The following is a 324-nucleotide window of genomic DNA, read 5'->3' on the forward strand; positions in this document are numbered from 1 at the left end:
GACACCCGTCTTGGCCTGCCACTGGGCGGTCGGGCGTTTGCGTACCATGTTGACCGTGGCCGACGGATCACCGGCGCCGGTGGTCAGGCCGGTGGCGCCGCGTACCACTTCGACCCGGTCGTAGATGATGGTGTCGGCATCGGACTTCATGCGGCCGAAGGTGTTGAGCATGCCGTCAATCTGGAAATTGGTGATGCCGTAGCCGCGTGAGGAGTAGTCCACCCGGTCGGAGTCCAGGTGCTGCACCACCACGCCGGTGGTCTGGCGCATCACTTCGGTCAGGGTGTTGAGGTTGAAGTCGTCCATCTGTTGGCGGGTGATCAC

1 protein-coding gene is annotated in these 324 nt (G+C 63.6%); it reads right to left on the reverse strand.

Features of this window, described 5'->3' with window-relative positions; all coding sequences use genetic code 11:
- Positions 1-306: TonB-dependent receptor plug domain-containing protein (locus ACZ4Z4_RS38355; RefSeq protein WP_468338555.1), on the reverse strand; the 306-nt coding region annotated here is incomplete at its 3' end.
- Between the last annotated feature and the right edge of the window lie 18 nt (positions 307-324).

This window comes from Streptomyces sp. NPDC030245 (genome assembly GCF_055572995.1).